Source organism: Luteimonas sp. A482, from assembly GCF_054072655.1.
On record NZ_JBSVRO010000008.1, the window covers coordinates 1 to 20,023 of the forward strand.

The following is a 20,023-nucleotide window of genomic DNA, read 5'->3' on the forward strand; positions in this document are numbered from 1 at the left end:
GCGCGAGATCCGGCGTGCGGCCCCTGCTGAATTACGGTGGTCTGACACCGAGGCGTTATCGGGCGCGCACGTCGGGCTCTCGGCGCCTACGGTAGGGGAAACTCAAGACATAAGGCGTTAGACAGCACAGGAGTTCTATGAACCGCCATCTGTTTTTAATAGCCGCTCTCGCGGCCACGTCAGGTTGTGCTTCGACAGCCCCGCAGCCCGAACGAACCTGTTTCCACTCTATGGAGCAGCTGGAGCAGGAAATAGGCTTCTGCCAAGCAGTCCGTAGCGGAAACACGCTCCATGTCTCTGGTATTTCGGCAGGCGGAACTATGGATTCTGCAGTTCGCTCTGTATACGCGCGACTTGACGAAGTTCTGGAGGCAAACGGGCTGTCCTCTGCAAACGTCGTGCGCGAAACTGTGTTTGCCACTGACTTGGATGCATTCATTGAAAACAAGTCGATTCGCCGCGAATTTTATGGCGCATCACTCCCCGCCGCGAGTTGGGTGCAGGTCCAGCGCCTCTATCTTCCTTCATACGTTGTGGAAGTTGAGCTAACCGCGGAGTATGCAAAGTGAGGGTGCTGGGTGAATCAACACCCCGAGTGCAACACCCCTGAGAGATGCTGGATTCGTTGTGCGGGTGTCTCGTAGTCATATCGCCTCCTGGGCCTGGGAAGCCTGTTCCCGAACCAGTTCGCGTCACAGTCAGCCCCGAGCCGTGTCAGGCCTTCCTGGAACCGCATGCGGGCGGGGCGCATGGGACCCGAGGGTTCAAAGACTGCAGGTCCCCGCCCTTGGCCGATCTAGTCCTCGCGCTTCCGGAACGGCAGCACCACGCCACGCTCCTCGTCCTGCCCGTCGCGCTGCCATAGCACCGGCACGTCGCGCGGTGAGCCGGGTTCGAAGGTGTCGCGTTCGGCCTGTGCGGCGCGTTCGGCTTCTTCTTCCTCGATCTCCCAGCTGTAGCGGCGGCGCGGGGGCAGCGGGTCGCTGCTTCGCAGCAGCCAGGCGGCGAGTGCGCCGCCCAGGGCGCCGCCGAGGTGCGACTGCCAGGACACGCCGGGCTCGTGCGGCAGCACGGTCAGCAGCATGCCGCCGTAGAAGAAGAACGCGATCATGCCGGCGGCGATCGAGGGGCGGTCGCGGCGCAGCAGGCCGAGCACGAACACCAGGAACATCAATCCGTGGGTGAGGCCGCTGGCGCCGAGGTGGAACGAGCCCGGGTCGCCCAGTGCCCATGCGCCGATGCCGGAGCCGAGCCACATCAGCGGCAGGCCGCGCACGGTGGCGCGCGGGTAGGTGGTCAGGGACAGGGTGCCGAGGATCAGCAGCGCGGAGGCGTTGGCGATCAGGTGTTCGGGCGATCCGTGCAGCAGGGGGGCGGTGAGGATGCCGATCAGGCCCTGCGCCGTGCCCGCGCCGACCGCGAACAGGCGGTAGTCGCCCAGGCCCTGCAGGCCGAACACGATGACCAGCAGCAGGACGAAGGCGATGGCGCCCTTGAAGGCGTTGCCCAGGCGGCGCCGGTCGGCCGCGCGTTGGGTGTCGGGGTCGTGCGGGTCGTCGGGGGTGGGCAGGTACATTCGGCAAGGGTGGCGGCGGAATGGGGGGATGCAAGGGTTTGGGGCGACCGCAGCCGCGTAAACTTGCACGCATGACCGATGCCATTCCCACTGTCCACCTCAAGAACGCCTGGCGCTCCAACCATCCCTGGATCTTCCAGAAGCTGGTCGAGAAGCCGACCCCGCGGCCCAAGCCCGGCACCATCGTCGACATCGTTGGCGTGGACGGGGTCTGGATTGGCCGCGGCTTCTACAACGGCCATTCGCGCATCGCCCTGCGCATCCTGGAAACCGATCCGGACGTTGCGGTGGATGCCGCCTGGTTCGCCGCCAAGATCGCCGAGGCGGTGCTGCTGCGCCGCGAGGTGCTTCAGCTGGACGAGACCACCAACGCGTGGCGCGTGGTGCACAGCGAGGGCGACGGGCTGAGTGGGCTGGTGGTGGACCGCTACGATGATCTGATCGTGGTGCAGTACTTCAGCGCCGGCATGTACCGCCACCGCGAGTGGATCCACGCCGCGCTGCGCGAGCAGTTTCCCGGCTGCCGCTTCCACGGCTTCGCCGACGAGCATGTGCAGAAGCAGGAGTCGTTCGACTTCCGCGAGACCGCCGGCACCGAAGCTGCGCTCATCACCGAGAACGGCATCCGCTTCCGCGCCGACCCGGCCGGCGCGCACAAGACCGGTTTCTTCGCCGACCAGCGCGACAATCGCGAGTGGCTGTCGCACCGCTGCACGGGCAAGCGCGTGCTCGACCTGTGCTGCAACACCGGCGGCTTCGGCGTGTACGCGGCGGTGCGCGGCGCCAGTGAAGTGGTCGGCATCGACATCGATGAGGACGTACTGGAGATTGCCAACGGCAACGCGAAACTCAACGGCGTGCGCCCGCGCTTCGTGCAGGCCGACATCTTTCCGTGGCTGCGCGATGCGGCCAATGCCGGCGACCAGTACGACGTGGTGATCCTCGACCCGGCCAAGATGACGCGCGATCGCGAGCAGGTGATTCCTGCGCTCAAGAAGTACCTGGACATGAACAAGCTGGCGCTGGGCGTGGTCAAGCCCGGTGGCCTGCTGGCCACGTTCTCGTGCACCGGCCTTGTGAGCGAGGAGCAGTTCCTCGACATGATGCGCCGCGCCGCGTTCTACGCCGGGCGCACGGTGCAGGTGCTGAAGGTCTCCGGCGCCGGCGCCGACCATCCGTTCATGGCCCACGTGCAGGAGTCGCGCTACCTCAAGGCGGTGTTCTGCCGCGTCCTGGATTGAACCGGCGCACCGGCCGCGCCCGGCCGGGGCTGCGGCGCGCGCTGCTGGCGGTTGCGTCGCTCACCGCGCTGGCGCTGGCGGCGACCTTCCTGTGGCAGCCCTTGCGCGACTGGTGGCGTGGCCCGCCGCCAACACTGGCCGCGACGAGCTTCGACTGGCAGCCCCGCATCGCGCCGCTCGCCGGCGACGGCCAACGCGGCCTGCGCGATGGCCACCTGCTGCAGGCACGCTTCGACGAACCCTGGGGCCTGGTGCGCGGCGTCGACGGCAGCCTGTTCGTCGCCGATGGCGGCGAGGCCAACCGCATTCGCCGCATCGCGCCCGATGGCCGCGTCACCACGTTCGCCGGATCAAGCGAAGGCTTCGCCGACGGCATCGGCACGGCGGCGAAGTTCCATACGCCGTCCTCGCTCGCCATCGACCGTCTCGGCAACATGTATGTCGCCGACACCGGCAACCACGCCGTCCGCAAGATCTCGCGCAACGGCGAGGTGACCACGCTGGCCGGCACCGGCGTGCCCGGCTTTCGCGATGGCGACGGCACGCTGGCGCAGTTCCGCGCGCCGATGGGCGTGGCGGTGGACGAGGGCGGGCGCGTGTACGTGGCCGACACCTGGAACGACCGCATCCGCGTGATCGATCGCGACGGTCGCGTGCGTACGCTTGCGGGCGGTGCGGAGCCTGCGTTTGTCGACGGCCAGGCGCCGCTGACGCGCTTCCACACGCCGACCGCGATCGCAGTGGCGACCGACGGTCGGCTGTGGATCGCCGATACCGGCAACCGCGCGCTGCGCTGGATCGGGACCGATGGCGCGGTGCACACCTGGCGGGCGACCGGCTGGGACGCACCCGAACCGGTGCGCCCGCTCGCGCTCGCGGCCACGCACGACGGCGCGCTGTATGTCGCCGAACTCTCGCCCGGGCGCGTGCTGCAGGTTTCCGCCGATGGCCGTTCACGCGTGCTGGCGGGCGGCGGCACCGGCCCGTGGTTCGCGCGCCCTTCGGCGCTTTGGCTGGAAGCCGACGGCAGCCTGCTGCTGGCCGATGCGGCCGGCCATCGCTTGCACCGGATCGTGCCGCGCGGTGTCGATGCGCCGGCGGATGGGCCCGTGGGTCCTTCGCCTGCGCGCGCGCTGCCGCAGACCGCGCAGCGCTGGCCGTTTGCGCCGCAGGATGGCTGGCACGAAGTGGTCGGCACGCTGGGCGAGGTGCGCGGCAACTTCAGCGGCGAAAGCCGCAGCCACCTGCACAACGGCCTGGACGTGCGCGCCGATGTCGGGACGCCGGTGCTGTCGATCGGCGGCGGCAAGATCAGCAGTCCGCTGGCGGCCTTCAGCTTCGGCGGCCAGGCCGAAGGCGTCAGCGTCGACGAGCTGACCTACCTGCACATGCGCGTGGGCCGCACCGCGCAGGGGCGCAACCTGGATCCCGCACGTTTCCTGATCGATCGCGACGAGGGCGGCCGCGCGGCTTCGGTGCGAATCATGCGCGGCACGCGCTTCGTGCCCGGCGACGCGCTGGGCACGGTCAACGCGCAGGCGCATACGCATTTGATCGTCGGGCCGTACGGCCACCAGCACAACGCGATCCGCCTCGGCTTCCGCAACTACAGCGACACGGTGCAGCCGCGCATCGACCACGTCAGCCTGCTCGATGGTGCAGGCCAGCCGCTGTCGGCGCGCGGGGACGGGCGGGTGCTGGTGCCGCGCGCTGCCGACGTGCAGATAGTGGTCGAGGCCTGGGACCAGGTGGACGGCAACCTGCCGCGACGGCGACTCGGGCTGCATCGCGTCGGCTACCAGGTGCTGCACGCGGACGGCCGGCCGGTGGCGGGTTTCGAAACACCGGCGATGAACCTCGACTTCTCGCGCATGCCGGCGCATCCCGAGGCGGTCAAGGTGGCCTACGCTGCCGACAGCGGCATCACCGTGCATGGCGCGTCGCGCACGCGCTTCCTGTACGTGGCGACCAACCGGGTGCGTGGTGACGAGGTGGCGCAGGGCTACTGGCAGCCGGCGTCGCTGCCCGCCGGCGACTACATCGTGCGTGCGCTGGGCGAGGATGCGGCCGGTAACCGCGCACGTGGGGCAACCGACCTGCCGGTGCGCGTGCTGGCGTATTGAGCGCGGCGCACCGCCGTCGGGCGACGCCCAGCCGTTGTGCTCCGGGACCGCGCCGCCGCTTCGCCTTCCGTCGCAAGCGGGAAGCTCGGCACGTCTGCTGCGGGGTCTGTGCTCTTCGCGCTCGTGGATGACGGTTCGGGGCGGAGTCAACACAGCGACACGCTCGGACGCGCGCCTGCGGCGTGCTGCGGTGCGCCGATGGTCATGGTGACTATCCGGTCATGCGGGTGCTGCCGGGAACGGGTGTGATGGCGCCGTCCCGTTCCGGAGTCGAGCCGATGCGTCGTCCGTTACTGTCCGTCCTGCTGTTTGCCGCCAGCCCGCTCTGCGCGCTCGCCGCGCCCGCGGGCACGGCCTCCGCGCAGCAGGCTTTCGCCGGTCCGCCCACCCGAGTGCTCGTGCTGGGCACCGTGCATCTGGCGCAGGACGATGCCGGCGAAGTGGTGGCAAGCGCGATAGAGCCACTGCTGCGGCGGCTGGCGGAGTTCGATCCGCAGATCATCACCGTCGAAGCGATGCCCGGCGAAACCTGCGACCTGATGGCGCGGCATCCCGCGGTCTACGACCCGGAAGGCGGCGCCAGCTACTGCCCCGACACCGCTCCAGCGCGTGCGGCCACCGGCCTGGACGTGCCGGCGGCGATCGCTTCGGTCGACGCGCAGCTTGCCGCCTGGCCCGATGCACCCACGCCGGCGCAGCGTCGTCGCCTGGCCGCGACCTTTCTCGCCGCCGGCGATCCCACCTCGGCCCTGGTGCAGTGGCTGCGCCTGGAGTCCGGCGAGCGGCGGGCCGGCGACGGGCTGGACGAGGCGTTGGTGCAGGCGCTGCGCAAGCGCGAGGCATCAAGCAACGAGAACACCGTCATCGCCGCCGCGCTGGCGGTGCGCCTGGGCCTGGAGCGCGTGCATCCGGTGGACGACCACACCGGCGACAACCTGCGCATCGACGACATGGATGGCTTCGCGACCGCGATCCGTGGTGCCTGGGACAGTGCGCCGCCGGAATGCGCCGCGCTGCGTGCTCGCGACAGCGCGCTGCGCCAGGCGCCGGACCTGCTGGAGCTGTACCGCCACACCAACAGCGCCGACTACCAGCCCATGCCGATGCGCTGCGACTTCGCGCTCGCGCTGGCCGAAGATTCGCAGCAGCGCTTCGGCCGCCAGTACGTCACAGGTTGGGACCTGCGCAACCTGCGCATGGTCGCCAACATCGGCAGCACCTTCCGCGATCGCCCGGGCACGCGCGTGCTGTCGATCGTCGGTGCCTCGCACAAGGCCTGGTTCGATCGTCTGCTGGGGCCGCTGCAGGGCGTGGAGGTGGTGGACGTGGAGGCGTTCCTCGCGGACTGAGCGGATGCTGTGGGCCTGCCGTGCGATGCAGCATCTCCCGTGCGCGATGCCTGTCATTTCGACCGCAGGGAGGAATCCCTGCCTGCGCATCGGGGAGCAGATTTCTCCCTGCGGTCAAATGACAGTGGTTAGGGGTCGCAATGACAGCCGTTAGGAGTCGCAATGACAGTGGTTGCGGGCGGAGTGCAACGGTCGCGGGCGAGATGACAACGATCGGGCGCCGGCGCTAACGCTCCAGCAGCCAGTCGCGCAGCACCAGCGCCTGGTTGTGCGCCTCATCGCGCGCGCCATACACCAGGGTCACGCGACCCTTGCGCAGCCACGGCTGCAGCTGCGCAACGGCGTCGGGGTTCGCCTCCAGCTCGAGGTGGTAGCGCCGGGTGAATTCCGCGAAGCGCTCCGCCCGGTGATCGAACCACTTGCGCAGCTGCGCGCTGGGTGCGATGTCCTTCAGCCAGAGATCCAGCGCCAGCGCCTCCTTGCGCAGGCCGCGCGGCCAGACGCGGTCGACGAGGATGCGCGCGCCGTCGTTGTGGGCAGGCGCCTCGTAGGCGCGCTTGATCCGGATGTCCATTGGTCGGACGCCGTGGAAGGGGCGAAGCTGGACTGTCCTACACGTCCGCGGTCAGGTCCACTCCGGCGGCAGCCCAGCGCCGATCGGTACGGCGAAAGCCGGATCCATCGGGTAGAGCAAAGGCGAAATGGATCCCGGCTTGACCGGCCTTCGGCCGTTGTAACGCACTTCGCCGGGATGACGTTGGTCGGAAGCCCGACTTGGAACCAGTCGGCGCGTCACTGCCCCTGCGCGCGCAGCGTGTCGTGCACCTGCTCGTGCTGCTGCTGCACCGCCGGCGACGGCGCTCGGCCGAGCAGGCTGACCACCACGATCGCGAGCGTGGCCATGGCGAAACCCGGCACGAGCTCGTACAGCGCGCTGCCGGTCTGCTTCCACAGCAGCACGGTCGCCGCGCCGGCCAGCATGCCGGCGATGGCGCCGTTGCGGGTCATGCGCTTCCACAGCAGCGACAGCACCACCACCGGTCCGAACGCCGCGCCAAAACCGGCCCAGGCATAGGCCACCAGGCCCAGCACGCGGCTGTCGGGATCGCGCGCGATCCAGATCGCCAGCAGCGCCACGCCCAGCACCATCGCGCGGCCCACCCACACCAGCTCGCCATGTCCGGCCCTGGGCCGCACGAAGCCGCGGTACAGGTCCTCGGTCAGCGCGCTCGAGCACACCAGCAGCTGCGCCGACAGCGTGCTCATGATCGCCGCCAGGATCGCCGACAGCAGCACGCCGGCGATCCACGGGTTGAACAGAACTTCCGAGAGCACGATGAACACGCGCTCGGGATTGGCATCCACCGGGCCGGCGAACTCCGGATGGGCCGCGAACCATGCGATGCCGAAGAAGCCGGTGGCGACCGCGCCACCCAGGCACAGCGTCATCCAGGTCATGGCGATGCGGCGCGCGCGCGGGATCGTCGCCAGGCTGTCGGCGGCCATGAAACGGGCGAGGATGTGCGGCTGGCCGAAATAGCCCAGCCCCCAGGCCAGCGCCGAGACCACGGCGATCACGCCGCCGGTGCCGATCCAGTCCAGCCGTGTCGGGTCGACCTGCTCCACCAGCGCCAGCGCCTGCGCCGGGCCGCCCACGCCGAGGATCGCGACGACAGGCACCAGCAGCAGGGCGAAGATCATCAACGAGGCCTGGATGGTGTCGGTCCAGCTCACCGCCAGGAAGCCGCCGACGAAGGTGTACAGGATCGTCACCGCCGCGCCCCAGAGCATCGCCTGTCCGTACGGCAGCCCGAATACGCTTTCAAACATGCGCGCGCCGGCGACGATGCCCGACGCGCAGTAGATGGCGAAGAACACCAGGATCACCAGCGCCGCGAGGATGCGCAGCACGCGGCTGTGGTCCTCGAAGCGATGGGTGAAGTAGTCCGGCAGGGTCAGCGCGTTGCGGGTGCGCTCGGTGTACACGCGCAGCGGCCCGGCCACGTACCTCCAGTTCGCCCATGCGCCCAGCAGCAAGCCGACCGCGATCCAGGCCTCGGAAGCGCCGCTCAGGTACAGCGCACCGGGCAGGCCCATCATCAGCCAGCCGCTCATGTCCGAGGCGCCCGCTGCGAGCGCGGTCACGAAGCTGCCCAGCGAACGGCCCCCGAGGATGTAGTCGTCGAAGGTGCGCGTGCGGCGCCAGGCGACGAAACCAAGTCCGAGCATCAGCAGCAGGTAGGCGGCAAACGTGATGAACAGCGGCGAGGTGAAGGACATGCGGCATGCACCGGTCGGCGGGACAGGGCGCCGAGTGTGGACGAAGCGGGGCGGCGAGCGCCAATGGCGGCCAGCGCCGATGGAGAACGGCAGATGTCTGCAGGTCCGGCTTGATTGCGGCACCGCGTCGCGGCGGATGCCGGATAGGTTGCGCAGACGGCGTTCGCCCGGTCTCGACGGCGGCTGGTCCAGTCTGCGGCTGACCACCGACCACACGCACCGGCACCCGACCATGTCCGTCCCATCCGCGACCCAGGCCGACCGCAGCGCGCGGCGCGACGGCCCTTCCGGGCTCGGGCCATGAGCGCGACCCGCGACCTGGTCGAGCTGCGCCCGGAAGGCCTGTACTGCCCGGCCGGCGATTTCCATATCGACCCCTGGCGGCCGGTGCCGCGCGCGGTGATCACCCACGGCCACGGCGACCACGCCCGCAGCGGCATGGGCGAATACCACTGCGTGCGCGAGAGCCTGCCGATCCTGGAGTGGCGACTTGGCGCGCAGCGCTACCACGTGGTGGACTACGGCGAAGCGTTCGACCTGGGCGGTACCCGCGTCTCGCTGCATCCGGCCGGGCATGTGCTGGGCTCGGCGCAGGTGCGGATCGAGGCCGGTGATCGTGTCTGGGTGGCCTCGGGCGACTACAAGCGCCAGCACGATCCGACCTGTGCGCCGTTCGAAGTCGTGCCCTGCGACACCTTCATCACCGAGGCCACCTTCGGCCTGCCGATCTACCGCTGGCCGGACACCGCCGACGTCGCGCGCGACATCGCCGACTGGCGCGCCGCCTGCGAGCAGGAGGACACGGCAGCGGTGCTGTTCTGCTACGCGCTGGGCAAGGCGCAGCGGGTGTTGGCCGAGCTTGCGCCGTTCCTCGACGCGCCGGTGCTGCTGCATGGCGCGATCGCCACCGGCGTGGACGTGTACCGTGCCTGCGGCGTCGCCCTGCCGCCTACCGAACCGGTCTCGGAGCAGGCGCGCGGCGTCGATTTCGCCGGCCGCCTGGTGCTGGCACCGCCCTCGGCCGCGGGCAGCGCCTGGATGCGCCGCTTCCGCCGCGCGCAGACCGGCTTCGCCTCGGGCTGGATGCGCATCCGCGGCAACCGCCGCCGCCGCAACTACGACCGCGGTTTCGTGGTGTCCGACCACGCCGACTGGCCCGACCTGATCCGCACCGTGCGCGAAACCGGCGCCAGCCGCGTGATCGCCACCCACGGCAACACCGACGCGATCGTCCGCAAGCTGTGCGAGGACGGCATTGATGCGGGCGCGTTCCGGACAGGTTATGGAGAGGAGGATTGAGCGTGCAGGCGTCCCTCCTCCCGGCCCGCGGCTTGTACTCCCTCCCCCGCTCGCGGGGGAAGGAGCCAGCAGCAGGTGCGACACCAGCCTTTCGGAGGCCGACTCCCTCCCCCGCAGACGGGGGAAGGAGCAAAACGCAGGTGGACGAAGTGACCGGACCTGACTGACATGCGCCGCTTCGCCGCCCTCTACCGCGAGCTCGACCGCAGTACCGCCACGCTCGACAAGCGCGCGGCGCTGGTGCGCTATTTCCGCGAGGCCCCGCCGCGCGATGCGGCCTGGGCGCTGCACCTGCTCGCCGGCGGCAAGATCGCCGGCGCAAAACAGCGCATCGCCAACACACGCGAGCTGCGCGAATGGATTGCCACGGAAGCGCAGCTGCCGGACTGGCTGGTGGACGACAGCTACGACCAGGTCGGCGACCTGGGCGAAACCCTGGCCCTGCTGCTCGACGATCCCGACAGCCCCGGCGCGGACATCGCGCTCGCCGAATGGATCGAACGTCGCCTGCTGCCGGTCGCCAACCGCGACGTGGAAGCGCGTCGCGCCGTGGTGATCGGCGCCTGGCGGACGCTGTGCTTCGACGAGCGCCTGCTGTTCAACAAGCTGCTCACCGGCGCGCTGCGCGTGGGCGTGTCGCAGCGCATGGTGCAGCAGGCGCTGGCCGAGATGAGCGGCATCGACATCGCCCGCATCGCCCAGCGCATGCTCGGCAGCTGGCAGCCCACGCCGCAGTTCCTGGCCACGCTGCTGTCGCACGAAGAACTCGAGAGCGATCGCCAGCAGCCCTATCCCTTCTTCCTGGCCTCGCCGCTGGAAACGGTGCTGCGCGCGCCCAAAAGCGATGCGACTGCGCCGGCAGACGCGCCCGAGGAGGCGACCGACGCCGACGACGCGGCTGGCGCGGACCTTGCCGCGCCGTCCGCCCTCGCCAACGATCCCGAAGCGATCGAGCGCGCCCTCGGCCCGGTCGGCGACTGGCTGCTGGAGTGGAAATGGGACGGCATCCGCCTGCAGCTGATCCGCCGCGGCGGCGAGGTGGCGCTGTGGTCGCGCGGCGAGGAGCGGCTGGACGGGCGCTTTCCCGAGATCGAGCACGCCGCCCTTTCGCTGCCGCGCGACTGCGTGATCGACGGCGAGCTGCTGGCCTGGCGGGCGGGCGATGGCGATCCGCTGCCGTTCACCGCGCTGCAGACGCGCATCCAGCGGCGCAAGCCCGGCGCCAAGACCCTGGCCGACACGCCCGCGCGCGTGCAGGCCTACGACCTGCTTGAGCTCGATGGCGAAGACTGGCGCGAGCGCCCCCAGCACGAACGCCGCGCCGCGCTGGAAGCGCTGCTGGCCGCGCACGGCGATCCGCGCATCGTCGCCTCGCCGCTGGTCGAAACATCGGACTGGCATGCCGCCGCCAGCCTGCGCAAGCAGGCGCGCGAACGCGGCGTCGAGGGCCTGATGCTCAAGCGTCGCGATGCGGCCTACCAGTCCGGACGACGGCGCGGCGACTGGTGGAAGTGGAAGATCGATCCGCTCACCATCGATGCGGTGCTGATCTATGCGCAGTCCGGCCATGGCCGCCGCAGCACGCTGTACACCGACTACACCTTCGGCCTGTGGGATGGCGAGGCGCTGGTGCCGGTGGCCAAGGCCTACAGCGGCCTGGATGACGCCGAGATCCTGTGTCTGGACCGCTGGATCCGCGGCAACACGCTCGAGCGTTTCGGCCCGGTGCGCTCGGTGCCGGGCGTGCACGTGTTCGAGCTTGGCTTCGAGGCGGTGAACCGCTCCAGCCGGCACAAGTCGGGCATCGCGGTGCGCTTCCCGCGCATCCTGCGCTGGCGCCACGACAAGCCGCCCGCCGAGGCCGACCGGCTTGAGACGCTGCGGGCGCTGGCACGATGAAGTCGGACGCGCGCATGCGCTTCGACGCGCCGCTCGCGGACTGGTTCGCCGCCCAGGGCTGGAAGCCGGCGCCCTTCCAGCGCGAGGCCTGGCGACGCTGGCGCCGCGGCGAATCGGGGCTGCTGGTGACGCCCACCGGCAGCGGCAAGACCCTTGCCGCGCTGGGCGGGCCGCTGCTGGACGCGCTGACGGAGGCGGCGCGCGCACAGCCCGCGAAAGCACGGAAGGCATGCGCATCGAAGACACAGACAGCGACAGCCTCGCGCCCCTACCAGCCTGTCATTCCGAGCGAAGCGAGGAATCTCGTTCCTTCAGCGGCAGGGATTTCCCGCTCAGCTCGAAATGACAAGAGCGCCCGCACCCGCCTGCTCTGGATCACCCCGCTGCGCGCGCTGGCCAGCGACACCGCGCGTGCAATCCGCACGCCGCTCGAGGCGCTCGGCCTGGACTGGACCGTGGCCATGCGCACCGGCGATGCCACCTCGCGCGACAAGCGCCTGGCGCGCCAGGGCCGTGCCGACGTGCTGGTGATCACGCCAGAATCGCTGGCCCTGCTGCTCACCTACCCCGACACTGCCGCGCAGCTCTCCGGCCTGCGCGGCATCGTGGTCGACGAATGGCACGAGCTGCTCGGCAACAAGCGCGGCGTGCTGCTGCAGCTGTGCCTGGCCAGGCTGCGCGCCTGGGCGCCGCAGGTGCGGACCTGGGGCCTGTCGGCCACGCTCGGCAACCTCGCGCAGGCGCGCGACGTGCTGCTGCCGCATGCGCCGGACGCGGCCATCCTGCAGGCAGCGAAGCCACGCAGCCTCACCCTGGACACCCTGCTGCCCGAGGCAGGGGAGCGCTTTCCCTGGGCCGGGCATATCGGCCTGTCGCAGGTGCAGCGCGTGGCCGCACGCCTGCAGGCCGCCGACACCACGCTGCTGTTTGCAAACACGCGCGCGCAGGCCGAACTGTGGCACCGCGCGCTGGCGGCCACCTGGCTGGAAGCGCCCGAGACGCTCGCGCTGCACCATGGCTCGCTCGACCCGAAGCTGCGCGCATCGGTCGAACAGGGCCTGCGCGAGGGCCGCGTGCGCTGCGTGGTCGCCACTTCCAGCCTCGATCTGGGCGTGGATTTCCCCACCGTCGACCAGGTGATCCAGATCGGCAGCCCCAAGGGCATGGCGCGCCTGCTGCAGCGCGCCGGTCGTGCCCGCCATCGTCCGGGCGAGGCCGGGCACATCGTCTGCGCGCCCACCCATGCGCTGGAGCTGGCCGAATACGCCGCTGCGCGCGCAGCATTGGCCGATGGCGAGATCGAATCGCGGCCACCGCCCATGCTCTCGCTCGACGTGCTTGCGCAGCACTGCGTCACCCTCGCACTCGGCGGCGGCTTCCAGCCCGATGCGCTGCTGGCCGAAGTGCGCGGCGTGCATGCCTTCGCCGCACTCACCGACGCGCAGTGGCAGGCGGTGCTGGCCTTCATCGTGCAGGGCGGACAGGCACTGCAGCACTACCCCGAGTACACGCGCGTGGTGGTGGACGAAGACGGCGTGTATCGCGTCAGCGACCGCCGCATCGCCCAGCGCCATCGCCTCTCGATCGGCACCATCACCAGCGATGGCGCGCTGCAGGTGAAGCTGATGCGCGGCGGCAGCCTCGGCAGCGTCGAGGAGAGCTTCCTCTCGCGCCTGCGTCCGCGCGACCGCTTCCAGTTCGCCGGCCGCACGCTGGAGCTGGTGCGGCTGCAGGACATGACCGCCTGGGTGCGCATCGCGAAGAAGGGCGAGGGCATCGTGCCGCGCTGGCAGGGCGGGCGCATGCCGATGTCGAGCGAGCTCGGTGCACGCGTGGCGCAGGTGCTGGCCGGCCCGCGCGACAGCCCGGAGCTGCGCGCACTGGCGCCGCTGCTGGACCTGCAGGCGCGGATCTCCGCGCTGCCGTCGCCCGGCGCGTTGCTCGCGGAGTTCGCGAAGACGCGCGAGGGCTGGCACCTGTTCGTCTATCCCTTCGCCGGCCGCGGCGTGCACGAGGGCCTCGCCGCGCTGCTGGCGCTGCGCTGGTCGCGCTTGGCGCCCAACACATTCGGCTTCGCGGTCAACGACTACGGCCTGGCGCTCACCGCGCAGGCGCCCACCGCGATCGACAACGACACTTTGCGCGCACTGCTCACGCCCGATGGCCTGATCGAAGACCTGCGCGACGGCGCCAACCTCGGCGAACTGGCGCGCCGCCAGTTCCGCGAGATCGCGCGCGTGGCCGGCCTGCTGCCGCCCTCGCTGCCCGGCCGTGCGCTGCGCAGCCTGCGCCAGCTGCAGGCCTCCAGCGGGCTGCTGTTCGACGTGCTGCAGCGCCACGACCCCGGCCACCTGCTGCTGGAGCAGGCCGAGCGCGAAGTGTTCGAAGCCCAGCTTGAAGTACGCGCGCTGCAGGCGGCCCTGGCGCGCTGCCACGCCGCGCGCATCGAGCTGCGCAAGCCGAAGACGCTTACGCCGCTGTCGTTCCCGCTCTGGGCCGAAGGCATGCGCGGCTCCCACAGCAGCGAAGACTGGCGCACCCGCGTGCAGCGCGCCGCCGAGCGCCTGGAAAAGCGCCATGGCTGAAGCGCTGGATCTGGAACTGGCCGGCGAACCGGTGCGCCTGCTTGCAGACCGCGCCCTCTACTGGCCCGCACGCGATCGCCTGCTCATCGCCGACCTGCACCTGGGCAAGGGCGACACCTTCCGCGCCGCCGGCATCGCCGTGCCGACCGGCGGCACCGCGCACGACCTCGGCCGCCTCGCCGCCCTGCTCGCGCGCACCGGCGCGCGTTCGCTGTGGATCCTCGGCGACTTCCTGCATGCGCGCCGCAACCCCGCGATGGATGCCGCCTGGCGTGACTTCCGCGATGCCCATGGCGAGGTGGACGTCGCCGTCATTCCCGGCAACCACGACCGCGCCTTCGACGCGCCTGCCGCTGGCGTCGAGCGCCTGCCCGAAAGCGTGGTCGATGGACCGTTCGAACTCCGCCACGCACCGCCAGCGCAGGACGGCCCTCAGCACGTGCTGTGCGGGCATCTGCATCCGGTGCTGCGCCTGCCCGGCGCGCTTGGGCGCCATCCGCTGTTCTGGCTGCGTCCGGCGTGCACCGTGCTGCCGGCCTTCTCCGCGTTCACCGGCGGGCACCCGATCCCGCGCAGCGACAGCCGCGGCAGCGTGCTGTGCGATGGCCGGCAGCTGGTGCGGCTGCCCTGAGCGGGCGGCCGGTCCCGGCCGCAGGGGTGGCCTGACCGGAGTTCGATCGCTGGATCCGCGTCCAGAACCCTGGCTGTCGGCTCGACACATCGCTCCATCCAGACGCGCATTCGTCGAACTGCACGATTGGCCTTCATTTCGGGATAAAGAATCCAGAATCGAGGCCTTTAGTGCCTCCAGTGGAACGCCCATCTCCTGAGCACGCCGCAGCAGCCGGTGCCTCACGCATCGGCCGGCGGCGGAGCAATCCGCTCATCCCCCACCCCAGGAGACACCCATGCGTTCCCAACTGCTCACCACGGCTCTCGCCGCCCTACTGCTCGGCGGCGCCTCGCTTGCGGCACAGGCCCAGGACACCGGCTTCTACGCCGGCGTCGGCGCCGGCCAGGCCCTGGTCGACGAACGCGGCTACGACGACGAGGACACCGCGTTCTCGGCCTTCGGCGGCTACCAGTTCCACCGCAACTTCGCGCTGGAAGCCGGCTATACCGACTTCGGCAAGCTCGAGCCCCGCGGCACCGGCACCGACCTCGAACTCAGCTCGGCCTATCTCACCGCGGTCGGCATCCTGCCCTTCACCGAGAAGTTCTCGGGCTATGCCAAGGCCGGCTTCCAGCGCTGGGACCTCGACCGCGCGATCCCCGGGCTGACCGGCACCGCCAAGGACGACGGCACCGACCCGATCTACGGCGTCGGCCTGCAGTACCGCTTCAACGAGCTCGTCGCGCTGCGCGGCGAGTACACCCGCAGCGAGGTCGAGGACCTCGACGTGGATACCGCGCAGGTGCAGGTGCGGTTCGACTTCTGATCGGACGCGGAGCCTGCTGGTCCGCGCCGGCGGCACGCAGCGCGGCCCGGTTCGTACAACGTGCCGGGCCGCGCTTGCGCGGGGCATGGCTCGAAAGTCGTCCCGACGTATGCGCGGCCGCCGTCAAAGAACAAGGTGGTGCGCCTGGAGGGATTCGAACCCCCGACCAATGGCTTCGGAAGCCACTACTCTATCCGGCTGAGCTACAGGCGCGTTGTCAGTCACTTCCGGGAACGCAACTGTCGTTCCGGTGGGCTTCGGCGTCTCTTGGCGAGGCGTCGGCGCCGCGTCCGGCGATGGGCGGCCGGCCGGGGATTATGTCACCCAACCGGGACGGGCGGCCAGCCGAGCGATACACGCGTTGGCCGGCCCGACTGAAGTGCAACAATCGCCGCGCCATCGCTGCCACGCCGGGATCGGGCCATGCCGTTGCACTGCGTACTGCGGATCGGGCTGGTCGTGATCCTCGCGTGTCCCATGGCGGGCATTGCAACGCCGCATCCGCTCGATGGCCTCGATCTAGACGAACACCGCCGCGCCATCGCGCTGCTGGACGCGGCCGGGGGCCTGGACGGGGAGACCGTGGTGGCCGGCATGCACCTGATCGAGCCACCCAAGGCCGAGGTCATGGCTGCCGCGCCGGGCGCGCTGCACGGCCGCCGGGCGCTGGTGGTATTGCGCCGGGCGGGGCGGGTCTTCGAGGCGACCGTCGACCTGGTGGGCGGCGAGATCCGGCTGGACGAGGTGCCCGGCGCGCAATCGCAGTTCACCGACCGCGACTACACGATCGCGGCCGAAACCGCACTGGCATCGGCCCAGGTGCGGGCGTTGCTGGCCGCGCACGGTGTGGCCGATCCTGCCACGGTCGACTGTTTCGCCGCCGGCAGCGCGATTGCGGTGCCGGCAGCGGCGCGGACGATGCGGGTGCGCTGCGCCGAGCGCCGCGGCGCGCGCTCGGTGGCGGCGCGGGTGCTGGAGGGCATCGACGTGCTGGTCGATGTCGACGCCGCGCGGGTGCTGCACGCGCGCGATGCCGGACCTTCGGCGCGCACGGACGCGGTGGCCGACCTGGATGCGGCGGCGGTCGGTCCCGACCGCGCGCCGCTGCCGCAGGGCACGGCCCGGCCACGTGAGATCCACGGCTTCACGATCGACGGGGGCCTGGTGCACTGGGGCGAGTGGCGCTTCCACCTGCGGATGGATCCGCGCGTGGGCGTGGTGCTGTCGACGGTGAGCATCGATGACGGCGCGCGTCGGCGGTCGGTGCTCTACCAGGCGCATCTGTCGGAGATCTTCGTGCCCTACATGGATCCGGCGCCGGGCTGGTACGACCGCGCCGTGCTCGATGCCGGCGAGTATGCGTACGACGGCCTGGCCGAATCGCTGGCCCCGGGCATCGACTGCCCGGCGGATGCGGCCTTCATCGAAGGGGTGAGCACCGACGAGCGCGGTGTCTCGCGGCCGCGGCCGCGGGTGGCCTGCCTGTTCGAGCGCGACACCGGCCTGGTCGCGTGGCGCAAGGGCATCGAGGGCAGCGAGGCGGTGCAGGGCCGGCCCGCGCGCGAGCTGGTGGTGCGCATGGTCGCGACCATCGGCAACTACGACTACCTGTTCGACTGGAGCTTCCAGCGCGACGGCACGCTGCGGGTGGCGGTCGGGGCCAGCGGGCAGCTGGCGGTCAAGGTCGCGGACGATGCGCGCCACGGGCACCGCGTCGCCGACGGCGTGGTGGCGGTCAACCACGACCATCATTTCGCCTTCCGCCTCGACCTGGACGTCGACGGGCCGGTCAACTCGCTGGTCGGGACCCGGCTGCAGGCGGTGCGACTGCCGGAGTCGAATCCGCGCGGTGCGATCTGGGTGCCCCGTGAACGCACCATCCGCTCGGAGCGCGAGCTGCTGCAGGGGCACGTTAGCGAGCATGCGGCGCAATGGCGCGTGGTCAATCCCGACGCGCGCAACGCCGCGGACCATCCGACCGGTTACGAACTGCGCGCGGGCCACGCGGCGACGCCCGCCGCGCTCATCGCCGATCTGGATCCGGTGCATCGCCGCGCCGGGTTCGTGCGGCATGCGCTTTGGGTGACGCCCCATGACGCGGCAGAGCGCCACGCCGCGGGCGACTATCCGCTGCTGGCGTCCACGCCCGCGGGGCTGCCGGCGTGGACCGCGCGCGACCGCCCGGTCGAGCGCACCGACCTGGTGCTGTGGCACGTGGTCGGCATGCACCACCTGCCGCGGACCGAGGACTGGCCGGTGATGCCGGTGCTGTGGCATGCCTTCGAACTGCGGCCGTTCGACTTCTTCGACCGCAACCCGGCCCTGGACCTGCCGCGCCAGCCGTAACCGCGTGGCAGTCGCCGCCGCCATTGCGCGGATGGGAAGTGGAGGGCGGATCGCCGCCCGCCCGAGGAGATCCGCATGAAACGACTGCTGCTTGCCGTGGCCACCGCCCTGCTTGTCGTCCCCGCCAGTGCGCCGTTGCAGGCTACGTCGGGGGCGGTCGCGCCCGACATGCAGGTGGCCGGCGCCCTGGTCCTGCGCGTGCGCGCCAGCCTCGCCGAGCACTTCGGCCCCAAGCGCGCGGCCAGGGTCGCGATCAGCGCGCGCGACGGCGCCGTGCGCGTGGAGGCGCCGGAGCTGTCGCTGCGCGATCGCGAGCGGGTCGAGAAGATCGTGCGCGAGGTCCCGGGCGTGACCGAAGTCATCGCGGTCGTCGGCACGGTGCTGCGTCCGCCCACGGCCGCCATCGTGGGCGAGAAGGGGCGCCTGCCGGCGACGGGGACCGCGGGTGTGGTCGGTGAGAAGGGTCGTTTGCCGGCAACGCGGGCCGCGGGCGTCGTCGGCGAGAGGAGGCGTCTGCCGCCCGCCGGCTCGGCGATCGTGGGCGAGAAGGGACGCCTGCCGACGACGGGCACCGCAGGTGTCGTTGGCGAAAAAGGTCGTCTTCCGGCCATGCGCGCCACCGGCATCGTCGGCGAGAAAGGGCGAGTGTCGAGGACGCGTGTCGGGAACATCGACCCGCAGCCCGCTGCAGGCGCCAGGGTCCAGGCTGGCACCGCCGCCGCCAGCCCGCGCCTGGACGATGCGACCCTGGCCAGGATGGCCCGCGAACGCCTCTTCCAGCGCCTGGGTGAACGCGATGCGGCGCGGGTGCGGGTCCAGGCGCGCGACGGCGTGGTCGTCGTGGAGCCAGTCCAGCACGCCGTGCCGGATGCCAAGCGCGTCGCCGAAGCACTGTCCGGCCTCGCGGGCATGCGGCGACTCGACAACCGCCTGCAGCCGTAGCGCCCTGCAGGGGACGGCGAGCCGGCGCTGGTACCCTTTGCGCCATGTCGCATGAACATCCCGTGCCGCCAACGGCCTCGCAACCGGACTGGCGCGGACGCCTGTCGCTGTACTGGACGCTGGTGCGCGGCGACCGCCCGATCGGCTGGCTGCTGCTGCTGTGGCCGACCTGGTGGGGGCTGTGGATCGCCGCCGACGGCGTGCCGCCGCTGTGGATCCTGTTCGTGTTCAGCGCCGGGGTGTGGCTGACGCGCTCCGGCGGCTGCGTGATCAACGATTACGCCGACCGCTGGCTCGACGGCTCGGTCGAGCGCACCAAAGAGCGGCCGCTGGCCACCGGCGCGGTGTCGGGGCGCGAGGCGCTGATGGTGTTCGCCGTGCTGATGCTGGCGGCGTTCGCGCTGGTGCTCACGCTCAACCGGCTGGCGGTGCTGATGAGCGTGGTCGGCGTGCTGCTGGCGGCCAGCTATCCCTACCTCAAGCGCTACACCTACCTGCCGCAGGTCTACCTGGGCATGGCGTTCGGCTGGGGCATCCCGATGGGCTTTGCCGCGGTGCAGGGTGAAGTACCGCCCGTCGCCTGGGTGCTGTACGTGGCCAACATCTTCTGGGCCACGGCCTACGACACCTGGTATGCGATGGTCGATCGCGACGACGACATCCGCATGGGCTCGAAGTCGACGGCGATCCTGTTCGGCGAACTCGACCTGGTGGCGCAGGGCGTGCTGTATGCGATGACGTTCACGGCGCTGGCGCTGGTGGGGCGGCAGGCCGGGCTGGGCGTGTATTACTGGGCCGGTCTCGGGGTTGCGGCGCTGCTGGTGGGCTGGGAATTCATGCTCGCCCGCTATCGCGACCGCGCCGCCTGCTTCCGCGCGTTCCTGCACAACCACTGGGTGGGGCTGGCGGTGTTTGCCGGCATCGCGGCCGACTACGCACTCTGA

General features: G+C 70.8%; 15 protein-coding genes and 1 tRNA gene. 12 read left to right on the forward strand and 4 right to left on the reverse strand.

What is annotated here, in order from left to right; all coding sequences use genetic code 11:
* The first annotated feature begins 137 nt into the window (after positions 1 to 137).
* Positions 138 to 569 (forward strand): RidA family protein, encoded by a 432-nt coding sequence (locus tag ACW5DW_RS16325; protein ID WP_457020345.1) that lies wholly within the window; start codon positions 138 to 140, stop codon positions 567 to 569.
* A gap of 227 nt (positions 570 to 796) precedes the next feature.
* On the opposite strand, the gene ACW5DW_RS16330 is transcribed toward ACW5DW_RS16325, so the two are convergent.
* Positions 797 to 1,576, reverse strand: a complete 780-nt coding sequence (locus ACW5DW_RS16330; protein ID WP_457020347.1) for a rhomboid family intramembrane serine protease — start codon at positions 1,574 to 1,576, stop codon at positions 797 to 799.
* Positions 1,577 to 1,647: 71 nt separating this feature from the next.
* Here ACW5DW_RS16330 and ACW5DW_RS16335 point away from each other — a divergent pair, with 71 nt between their 5' ends.
* From ACW5DW_RS16335 to ACW5DW_RS16345, 3 genes are all read left to right on the forward strand, one after another.
* Positions 1,648 to 2,817 carry a class I SAM-dependent rRNA methyltransferase gene (locus ACW5DW_RS16335; protein ID WP_457020349.1) on the forward strand — a complete coding sequence of 390 codons (1,170 nt, stop codon included), beginning with the start codon at positions 1,648 to 1,650 and terminating at the stop codon, positions 2,815 to 2,817.
* Positions 2,814 to 4,940 (forward strand): gluconolaconase, encoded by a 2,127-nt coding sequence (locus ACW5DW_RS16340; protein WP_457020350.1) that lies wholly within the window; start codon positions 2,814 to 2,816, stop codon positions 4,938 to 4,940. Before ACW5DW_RS16335 ends, ACW5DW_RS16340 begins: the two co-directional genes overlap by 4 nt.
* A gap of 278 nt (positions 4,941 to 5,218) precedes the next feature.
* Complete coding sequence (locus ACW5DW_RS16345) at positions 5,219 to 6,289, forward strand: DUF5694 domain-containing protein (RefSeq protein ID WP_457020351.1); 1,071 nt, start codon at positions 5,219 to 5,221, stop codon at positions 6,287 to 6,289.
* Between the two features lie 226 nt (positions 6,290 to 6,515).
* Here the strand turns inward: ACW5DW_RS16345 and ACW5DW_RS16350 are convergent, their stop codons facing one another.
* Together ACW5DW_RS16350 and putP are read right to left on the reverse strand one after the other, a co-directional pair.
* On the reverse strand, positions 6,516 to 6,863 hold the full coding sequence (locus ACW5DW_RS16350) for a DUF488 domain-containing protein (protein ID WP_457020352.1): 348 nt from the start codon (positions 6,861 to 6,863) through the stop codon (positions 6,516 to 6,518).
* Positions 6,864 to 7,081: 218 nt separating this feature from the next.
* Entirely contained in the window at positions 7,082 to 8,569 is a 1,488-nt protein-coding gene (gene putP / locus ACW5DW_RS16355) for a sodium/proline symporter PutP (protein ID WP_457020354.1), read from the reverse strand.
* Between the two features lie 300 nt (positions 8,570 to 8,869).
* Between putP and ACW5DW_RS16360 the strand changes: the two genes are divergently transcribed.
* The 5 genes from ACW5DW_RS16360 (at position 8,870) to ACW5DW_RS16380 (ending at position 15,791) form a co-directional block, all read left to right on the forward strand.
* Positions 8,870 to 9,868 carry a ligase-associated DNA damage response exonuclease gene (locus ACW5DW_RS16360; protein WP_457020356.1) on the forward strand — a complete coding sequence of 333 codons (999 nt, stop codon included), beginning with the start codon at positions 8,870 to 8,872 and terminating at the stop codon, positions 9,866 to 9,868.
* Between the two features lie 168 nt (positions 9,869 to 10,036).
* A complete protein-coding gene (locus ACW5DW_RS16365; protein ID WP_457020357.1) occupies positions 10,037 to 11,767 on the forward strand; it encodes a cisplatin damage response ATP-dependent DNA ligase in 1,731 nt (576 codons plus the stop codon).
* Positions 11,764 to 14,352: a ligase-associated DNA damage response DEXH box helicase gene (locus ACW5DW_RS16370; RefSeq protein ID WP_457020359.1), complete on the forward strand. Its 2,589-nt coding sequence runs from the start codon at positions 11,764 to 11,766 to the stop codon at positions 14,350 to 14,352. The genes ACW5DW_RS16365 and ACW5DW_RS16370 overlap by 4 nt, the downstream gene beginning before the upstream one ends.
* Positions 14,345 to 14,983, forward strand: a complete 639-nt coding sequence (gene pdeM / locus ACW5DW_RS16375; RefSeq protein WP_457020361.1) for a ligase-associated DNA damage response endonuclease PdeM — start codon at positions 14,345 to 14,347, stop codon at positions 14,981 to 14,983. The genes ACW5DW_RS16370 and pdeM overlap by 8 nt, the downstream gene beginning before the upstream one ends.
* Before the next feature lie 277 nt (positions 14,984 to 15,260).
* Positions 15,261 to 15,791 carry an outer membrane beta-barrel protein gene (locus ACW5DW_RS16380; protein ID WP_457020362.1) on the forward strand — a complete coding sequence of 177 codons (531 nt, stop codon included), beginning with the start codon at positions 15,261 to 15,263 and terminating at the stop codon, positions 15,789 to 15,791.
* Positions 15,792 to 15,927: 136 nt separating this feature from the next.
* On the opposite strand, the gene ACW5DW_RS16385 is transcribed toward ACW5DW_RS16380, so the two are convergent.
* Positions 15,928 to 16,004: transfer RNA gene (locus tag ACW5DW_RS16385), tRNA-Arg, on the reverse strand.
* A gap of 210 nt (positions 16,005 to 16,214) precedes the next feature.
* On the opposite strand from ACW5DW_RS16385, the gene ACW5DW_RS16390 reads away from it, so the two are divergent.
* From ACW5DW_RS16390 to ubiA, 3 genes are all read left to right on the forward strand, one after another.
* Positions 16,215 to 18,137, forward strand: a complete 1,923-nt coding sequence (locus tag ACW5DW_RS16390) for a copper amine oxidase (protein ID WP_457020363.1) — start codon at positions 16,215 to 16,217, stop codon at positions 18,135 to 18,137.
* A 75-nt stretch (positions 18,138 to 18,212) separates the two neighbouring features.
* Positions 18,213 to 19,079, forward strand: a complete 867-nt coding sequence (locus tag ACW5DW_RS16395) for a hypothetical protein (protein ID WP_457020365.1) — start codon at positions 18,213 to 18,215, stop codon at positions 19,077 to 19,079.
* A gap of 44 nt (positions 19,080 to 19,123) precedes the next feature.
* Positions 19,124 to 20,023 carry a 4-hydroxybenzoate octaprenyltransferase gene (gene ubiA / locus ACW5DW_RS16400; RefSeq protein ID WP_457020367.1) on the forward strand — a complete coding sequence of 300 codons (900 nt, stop codon included), beginning with the start codon at positions 19,124 to 19,126 and terminating at the stop codon, positions 20,021 to 20,023.